General features: G+C 52.1%; 6 protein-coding genes. 3 read left to right on the top strand and 3 right to left on the bottom strand.

What is annotated here, in order from left to right:
- Positions 1-511 precede the first annotated feature (511 nt).
- Positions 512-2,314, bottom strand: a complete 1,803-nt coding sequence (gene uidA, locus QOX26_RS11460; protein WP_283675115.1) for a beta-glucuronidase — start codon at positions 2,312-2,314, stop codon at positions 512-514.
- Positions 2,315-2,411: 97 nt separating this feature from the next.
- Positions 2,412-3,803 (bottom strand): MFS transporter, encoded by a 1,392-nt coding sequence (locus QOX26_RS11455; protein WP_283675114.1) that lies wholly within the window; start codon positions 3,801-3,803, stop codon positions 2,412-2,414.
- A gap of 543 nt (positions 3,804-4,346) precedes the next feature.
- Here QOX26_RS11455 and QOX26_RS11450 point away from each other — a divergent pair.
- The 3 genes from QOX26_RS11450 to QOX26_RS11440 all read left to right on the top strand — a co-directional run bounded on the left by QOX26_RS11450 (position 4,347) and on the right by QOX26_RS11440 (position 6,864).
- Complete coding sequence (locus QOX26_RS11450; protein WP_283675113.1) at positions 4,347-5,150, top strand: AraC family transcriptional regulator; 804 nt, start codon at positions 4,347-4,349, stop codon at positions 5,148-5,150.
- A gap of 209 nt (positions 5,151-5,359) precedes the next feature.
- The gene (locus QOX26_RS11445) at positions 5,360-6,484 is read left to right on the top strand and encodes an S-layer homology domain-containing protein (RefSeq protein ID WP_283675112.1); all 1,125 of its coding nucleotides are present in this window, start codon (positions 5,360-5,362) and stop codon (positions 6,482-6,484) included.
- 32 nt (positions 6,485-6,516) lie between these two features.
- Positions 6,517-6,864 (top strand): TIGR04076 family protein, encoded by a 348-nt coding sequence (locus tag QOX26_RS11440; RefSeq protein WP_283675111.1) that lies wholly within the window; start codon positions 6,517-6,519, stop codon positions 6,862-6,864.
- Between the two features lie 194 nt (positions 6,865-7,058).
- Here the strand turns inward: QOX26_RS11440 and QOX26_RS11435 are convergent, their stop codons facing one another.
- Complete coding sequence (locus QOX26_RS11435) at positions 7,059-7,502, bottom strand: MarR family winged helix-turn-helix transcriptional regulator (RefSeq protein WP_283675110.1); 444 nt, start codon at positions 7,500-7,502, stop codon at positions 7,059-7,061.
- Positions 7,503-7,722 lie beyond the last annotated feature (220 nt).

Here is a 7,722-nt window from a genome sequence, read left to right as displayed (position 1 = left end):
CGGTCACCATTCCTGAGACGCTCGACGGCGTGCGCGCCGCGCTGTGCATGCAGGACACCATGGAGGAAGCCACCAAGAAGACCAACGACTATCTGGGGATGGGCAAATGGAAATAAAAATGAACGCCGCTGCACGGCAGTACATACGGCGATGGAGCAGGCGTATTTTAAATACAAATAATGAATGAAATCTGGGCGGACGCAGTGCGTTTTCCCAATTTCATATAGTGTGAATAACGAACGGACTTGTCTCACAGCGCTTTATTTAGGATTACAACAGCAATCGTTGATTTATTAAGTTACATCTTTCTTAAAACTAAATATGTGTCATTACTCCGCATACCGTTTTTATACGACTCACTTCTCTCACACCCCCATACAAGCTGTTTGTTCGTCACACCAAAAGAGCCACCCAATCCAATGGGTGGCTCTTTTTATGATGCGTTTTCGGTTGAATACGATGACAAGGTAGTTTAGAACAATTTCAGAGCGAAATGCAGTGGTTTTTGATCTTATGCCTTGTAGCCGAAATCCGGGATGGACAGCCAGCGCTCACGCAGATAATGCGCTGCCATTTTTGGACGGCGGTCGCGGGTGAAAATGCCCTTTTTGTTGCCGTCCACACGCATTGTACCCTGAATGGTGGCGAAATCTGCAAAGTTCCAAAGCTGCTCTCCCACAAAGAACGGGCAGCCATCGACAACGTCGTGCACCATCTTGTAGAAATCTACCTGATATTCCTCGCAGAACATGGTCGGTGTGGCGAGATGCAGCCCGGAGACCGTGTCTGCACCGTATTCGGTTAACATGACAGGCTTTCCGATGCTCTGCCAATAATCCATCTCCATCTGGAGTGCTTGCTTTGCGGCCTCCAAGTCGCCGCCGTAAATATACCAGCCATAATAGCGGTTGAGGCAGATGACATCCATCATTGGCAGCGTCTTATCCTTGCGGTATTCGTTTTGCACGCCGACAATTGTGGTTGGGCGCTTCGCGGGGTCGCAGGCCTTGGCCAAATCATAAAGTGCGCCATAGTATTCAACCGAGCTGTCCGGGAAGGTCGTGGTGTCCGATTCGTTCGCAAGCGACCACATAACGACACATGGATGGTTCTTGTCACGTGCAATCATATCGCGGATGACCTCTTCATGATGCTCGCGAACATTAAGCACCTTGAACGTATCGCGCGGAGTGCCGGTTGCCATTGCGCCGAAATTCGCGTGCACGCCCACTGCCGGGGTTTCATCGATAACAACGATGCCCTCGCGGTCGCACAAATCCATCATTTCTTCGGAGTAAGGATAATGGCTGGTGCGGAAGGAGTTTGCTCCAAGCCAGCACAGCAGCGCCAAATCCTTCACGTTGAGTACTTCATCCAATCCGCGACCGTGGAAATAGGAATCCTCATGCTTGCCAAAGCCTTTGAAATAGAAGGGGGCACCATTAATGAGGAACTGCGTTCCGCGCACCTCGATCGAACGCACACCGAACGACTGCTCATAGCGATCCGTTCCAAAGGCGACCTCTGCTGAGTACAGATACGCCTTCATCGGCTGCCAGAGATGCACGTTGTCAATCATGAATTCGCCCTTCGCACCGGAGGCGGTGGCGACAACTTCGCCGTTTTCGTTGCGCACGGTCAATGTGACTTCGCCTGCGCCGACGACCGCAACTTCATATGCCACGCGTGCTGCGCTGCCCTCGACGGACGGCACCAACGACACATCTGCAATGTAGCTTTCAGGCGTAGTGTATATTTTGACGGGACGTGTGATGCCTGCATAGTTGAAGAAATCGAAGTTCGGGGCGTTCTGCTTGCGTGCTTTCACACCCGGAATCTCCGGCAGCAGTCCGCCGCCGACCATATTGCCGCCGGATTCGCTGCCCACAGGCAGTGTGCTCATGTTGACCGTGTTATCAACGGCTACAGTCAGCAGGTTCTTTCCGGGGCGCAAAAACTGCTTGATTTCTTCCTCGAACGGCAGAAAACCGCCCTTGTGCTCGCAAACAACCTCGCCGTTGAGATAGACCTTGGCAAAGTGCGTGACCGCACCGAACCGCAGCAGGACACGCTGCTCCAGCAGCATCTGCGGCACTTCGATGGTGCGCTGATAGAACACCCAGCCATAATGGTCACGGAAGTCGATGCCTTCCTTCTGATCGTTATACGAGCCGGGGACAGCGATGGTCATTGGGTCGGTCAGCTGTGCGCGCTCCCAGTGGTCGCCGAAACCGCTGCCATCGTCCAATTTGAAATTCCAAATGCCCGATAAGTCAATCAGGGCGCGCGCCTCATTTAATTTGGGATAAAGCATGTTTGTTGTTTCTCCTTTCTGATATGAGCCTGCTCAGCCGCCGGAATGCGCGGGGCGTTTCGTCGGCGGTGTGAATGTTTTCTTCTTTGTCCGTCGGTTAATTCTGTGCGGCGTGCTTGGCTGCGAGGGTCGCAACGTTTTCGGACAGCCGTTTCTTGTCCAGCGGATACCAGAAAATCAAGATCAGCGCAATCAGGCCATAGCCGATTGCGGGGACCAGCGTGCACATTGTATAAATGCCGCTCAGCGTTTCCGAGGATTGCACAACTGCCGCGCCGCCCGTTGAGGACTGGTAGCCGACAAAGGCCAGTGCCCAGCCGCCAAGGCCGCCGGCCAGTGCCTGACCGAGCTTGCGGGCGAAGGAATAGACCGCATAAATTGTGCCATCTTCACGCGAACCGGTGATAATCTCCTGATAGTCGATGACGTCCGTGATGAATGCCCAGATGACAAGGTTGAAAAGACCCGAGCCAAAGCCGCCGACGAACACGAAAAGGCAGAATATCCACGGATTGGTCAAGCGAAGGATGAAAAGCAGCAGATAGACGCCGGTGGTGAACAGCAGCGCCACAGCGGCTGCTTCCTTCTTGCCGAAGCGCGCGATAATCTTCCCGACGAAGGGGGCAAGCAGCAACGCGCAGACCGCGCCGAAGAAGCCTGCCAGAGAAAGCGCCTGGCTGTTCTTGAAATATTCCAGATAGAGATAATTGTTGAGCGTGTTGGAGATGAGCATCGAAAGCAGCAGGATAATCGCCGCCGCAATGATGGAGATCAGCGCGCGGTTATGGACGATGCCCTTGAGTGTAACACGGAGATCGAGCTTTTGCGCCGCATCGCGCTTAACCTGAATGCGTTCTGTGGACATCTTGTAGCAAAGAATATAGCTGGTGAGCGCACAAACGCCGAAAATAAGTACCATGGGAATGATGCGGTTTTCCGCAACAATCTTGCTTCCGTCTGCCGCGGTGATGTAAATGACGAGCGGCACGACCGCATTGATAATAACACCAGCGAGGGATGCGCCGACACTGCGGAACGTGGACAGCGCCGCACGCTCAACCGGATCGTTTGTGATAACCGATGCCATCGAGCCATAAGGGATATTGATGGAGGTGTAGCAAACGCTGCCCCACAGCAGATAGGTGAAATAGATGTAAACGATGCGCAGATTCATTGGCAGGCTTGCGACTGCCGGGATAAACATCAGCATACCCGCCAGCACAACCGGCACACACATACGTCTGATCCAGGGACGGAATTTTCCGTCCTTTGCGGGCTTCGACATGTCAACGAGTCGTCCCATGCCGACATCGGTAAAGCCGTCAATACAGCGCGCAACCAGAAACATCGTGCCCACAATTGCGCTGTTGATGCCGAGCACACGCGTATAAAATACCATCAGGAAGCTGCTGGAGAGCATAAAGAAAAAGTCATTGCCGAAATCACCGAGCATATAGCCGATTTTATCACGAATACCAAAAGGCTTCATAGTTTTACACTCCTTTTTATCGGTTTCTCAAGTGTGGAACGTACTGCATTGCATCTCATGAAATTTTTTGATATACTGAGAAAAAGTCCCACGATCGTTCCCCCTTTGCGCCTTAAGGCGGCACGTCTGCCGCTTCGGTCGCTTTGAAAAATGTTATTCAAGCGCTCTGCAGTGCGCCTAGAATCCGGTGTTTCGCAGCCGCCTTGGTGGGGACAGGCTGCGAGAAAAGTGATGGCGTAGACCTTTTTTGTCCGGCAGTGCCGGCCACGCCTGCGGTTCACTTTTTATGCCTTCATTATATCGCCTTTGACTGGAAAAAACAGAGATAAAATTGCTTAAAAACATGGCTAAAATTGCGAGGGTATCCTTGCTCTGTTATGAGAATATAATTTGCGAATTGTTTATATTGCATATATTTGTGTCGCGATATTAGTTTGAATTAAACAATAACCAAATTTAAACTAGAAGCAGAGCGCAAGTTCTGCAAAGAAGGGGGGTGCGGTGATGTCTCGCCGCGGGAAAGCTTTTGACGAGCGTCAGTTTATGAAAACGAGTGACTTTGAGATGGCGCACAGCCTGAGCAACGCACCGCTCCATATAGAGTATCACAGCCATACGTTCTGCGAAGTGCTGCTTTTCCTTTCCGGCAATGTTTCCTACGAGGTGGAAGGAAAGACCTACCGCCTGCGCACGGGGGATCTCGTGCTGACAAACAGCAGCGAGCTGCATCGCCCGGTCGTCGAAAACGATAGGCCGTATGAGCGGTATGTGGTTTGGATCAGCAATGAATACCTGCACTCACTGGGAGACGACAGCTTGGGGCGCTGCTTCGACTCCTCCGCGCGGCATTACCGTAATTTGCTGCGCCCGGGCGCAGAACTGCTGCAAGCCATCCTCCGGGTGCTGAGTCTGCTGGAGGGTCTCGACGATGACACCGGCTATGGACGCGACCTGCTGCGCGGATGCTTTATTCGGGAGCTGCTGGTCTATCTCAACCGTGCACGCCTCGGCACACATGGTGAAATGGATGACGTGATTTATGATGAAAAGGTCAGCGGAATCATCAATCATATTAATCATAATTTAGGAGAACCGCTTTCCTTAGATTTGCTGGCAGAGCAGTTTTTCGTGAGCAAATATCATCTGATTCGTCAGTTTAAATCTTATACCGGACTGACGCCGCATCAATATATATTAAAGAAGCGGCTCATGGCGGCGCGCAATCTGCTGCAGCAAAACACGTCTGCCACACAGGCTGCGATTCAATGCGGTTTCTCCGATTATTCACATTTCTCCCGCAGTTTTCGCGAAGAGTACGGCATGTCCCCAAAGGCATATTTGAAATAAGCTTTCGGTACTCCGCCTACAAAGCACAACCATCCATGCATCACCGAAATCGGCGCAGGATATGCCAATCGGATGATTTGACAAAGTAAAAATATTACAGTATACTTGCCTTAATCCCAGCAATGTGGCAACTCGTTCATTGTCACGGTTCTCAACAAGGGAAAGGGGTAAATTACGATGACAACATTGGGGAAAAAGCACTCGGATGGATGACGGCATTTGCGGTGATGGCGACACTGGCGGTATCGGCTTCGGCTGCGGATCAGCGTGTGCTGCTGGATGGGTATCGTGCCGAAAGCGGCACGGTTGAGTCTGACGAAACAGGACAACTGTCCCTGATGGGCAGTGCCATTACGAAAACGGGAACTGCTACGGTGTTCTTTACCAGTGCCTATGGAAACTACACCGCAACCTGCCCGGCGTACAGCAGCAGCGATTCTATCACCGTGATGCTGATGGAAGGCATGGATCCTGCCGCAGATACGGCGGGAACAGCATCGTTTGGCATTGTGGGGCTTGGAGTCGACCACGCCAGCTTTATTGCTGCCAGCGGTCAGTACACGATTGCGCAGCAGGATGTACAAGCCTTCGACGGTTTGGTAACCTATTGGGAGGGCGATGCAGAGAAAACGGTTTCAATCGAGAATTTTTTAGCGAGTCAACCGGTCGCGGAAGAACTGCCGCAGTACCACAAGGGTGCTAAAGTGGCCCTGTCTCAGCCGGGTATTTACTATGTTCAGGCGAATAGAGAAGCGCTTGCCGGAAGCTGCGGCGCAATTGTGGAAATTACCGGCAGCACAGCGGACAAGCCCGCTGCCGTAGGCAAGTTTACCGATGTGGCCGCCGATGCCTATTATCACGATGCGGTTACCTGGGCAGTGGAGAAAGGCATCACACTTGGCACCTCCTCCTCAACCTTTTCTCCCGAGGCGACCTGTACACAGGCGCAGATACTGACCTTCCTATGGCGGGCAAACGGTGAGCCGCAGCCAACGGCTGCAAACCCGTTCCCGGATTTAGACCGGAGCTCGTTCAGTTACGATGCGGCGCGTTGGGCGTTTGACCACGGCATGGTTGCCGGAGGAACGTTTAATGAATCCGTGCCCTGCACCCGCGCCATGATGGCAACCTTCCTCTGGAAGCTTGCAGGATCGCCCAAGACTGCGCCGGCTGCAGTGCTAACAGATGTTGCTGCAACGTCCGACTATGCACAGGCGGTTGCGTGGGCAATGAATCAAGGCATTACAAAGGGAATGTCGGATACCACATTTGAGCCGGACACGATTTGCACCCGCGGTCAGATTGCGACATTCCTGTACCGCGCGCTCGCGTAAATCATCCGATAAAACGACGGGGAAGGTGCAACATGAAAAAATGGTATGATGAGGAATACGAATGGGAAATCGAGGTCATCGATTTTCTGCGCGGCAGCCACACGGAGCGGTATTGCCGAAACGGTGAGGAAATCGGCGACCGATATACCTGTACCTATGGCTGCCCTGTCAACGCAGAGGGGCAGGGCATTTGCTCCAAAGTAATGATGACGATGTTCCCGATTATGGAGGCCGTCAGAAGCGGCGGAGACTTGGAGAATATAGGCGGTAATGGGAAATACAGCAAAGATGTTGTGTGTCCGGATGGCTGTGTGATGTTCAGAATGACGGCAAAGAAGCTTGGGAATGAAAATTTCTTCAAGGGGAAGTTTACTGACTAGCGAGGCTGCCGATGGCATTTCGCTGAGGGACTTATGCCGGTCTGTAAAAACAATTTATAGTGATAAAATGGGGAAGGGATTGCGTTTATCACGCAATCCCTTCCTATTACAGTCGCCTGCAGCGACTTTGCTGCAGATTAAAATCTCTGCTCCTAAAACAAGGGGCAGAGATTTTGCATCTTATCGTTTTCGATTTATTCGTTCTCTAAAACTTGCGCCAGGCCGTGCCAGAGCTTTTCCATACTGTCCACCAGCGCTTGCTGCTCTTCGTCGGAAAGCATTGCAAACGCAGATAACTCAACACTGCGCATCGCCCTGCCGATTCGCCGACCCGATACGCGCCCCTCATCGGTCAGCGCGACCACACGGCTGCGCCGGTCGCCCTCCGCAATGCTGCGGGTGACCAGACCGCGCTTTTCCAAGCTGTCCAGTACGCTTGTCACGGTCTGCTTGGTCAGATGCAGTTCGTGGCTTAATTCATTCTGTGTCATCGGCGTGCGCTGCTTGTAGAGCAGCGTAAGAATGTTCATGATATTGGAGGTAACACCGCATCCGGCTGCAATCTTATCATAAGCGGCATCTATTCCGCTCCAGCTTCTGTAAAACCGGTCGAACAGATCGTTGCGCCAAGCTTCCATCAATCTCTTTCCCCTTACTCTTTTTTTGTTTATTTTATCGCACTTGCGGCGCACCTGTCAATAGTCCGAGCTTGTATGATGTGCGTTTGCAGAGAGAAAACGGCGCTCTGTGGATTCGACAAGAAAATACATACGCTGGTCATACCTTCCGCGCTGTACAAATTCCTTGATGTTTTTTGTTCAAACATACAAATTGCATAAAATACCCAGAGAATGCTTG

It is taken from the genome of Butyricicoccus sp. Marseille-Q5471, from assembly GCF_951230135.1.
Lineage (GTDB): Bacteria > Bacillota > Clostridia > Oscillospirales > Butyricicoccaceae > Agathobaculum.
This window is presented reverse-complemented; position numbering and strand designations above follow the sequence as displayed.

Bases quoted from the DNA above. Each gene is read 5' to 3' on its own strand.
- uidA (WP_283675115.1), bottom strand. From the start codon at position 2,314: ATGCTTTATCCCAAATTAAATGAGGCGCGCGCCCTGATTGACTTATCG.
- QOX26_RS11455 (WP_283675114.1), bottom strand. From the start codon at position 3,803: ATGAAGCCTTTTGGTATTCGTGATAAAATCGGCTATATGCTCGGTGAT.
- QOX26_RS11450 (WP_283675113.1), top strand. From the start codon at position 4,347: ATGAAAACGAGTGACTTTGAGATGGCGCACAGCCTGAGCAACGCACCG.
- QOX26_RS11445 (WP_283675112.1), top strand. From the start codon at position 5,360: ATGACGGCATTTGCGGTGATGGCGACACTGGCGGTATCGGCTTCGGCT.
- QOX26_RS11440 (WP_283675111.1), top strand. From the start codon at position 6,517: ATGAAAAAATGGTATGATGAGGAATACGAATGGGAAATCGAGGTCATC.
- QOX26_RS11435 (WP_283675110.1), bottom strand. From the start codon at position 7,502: ATGGAAGCTTGGCGCAACGATCTGTTCGACCGGTTTTACAGAAGCTGG.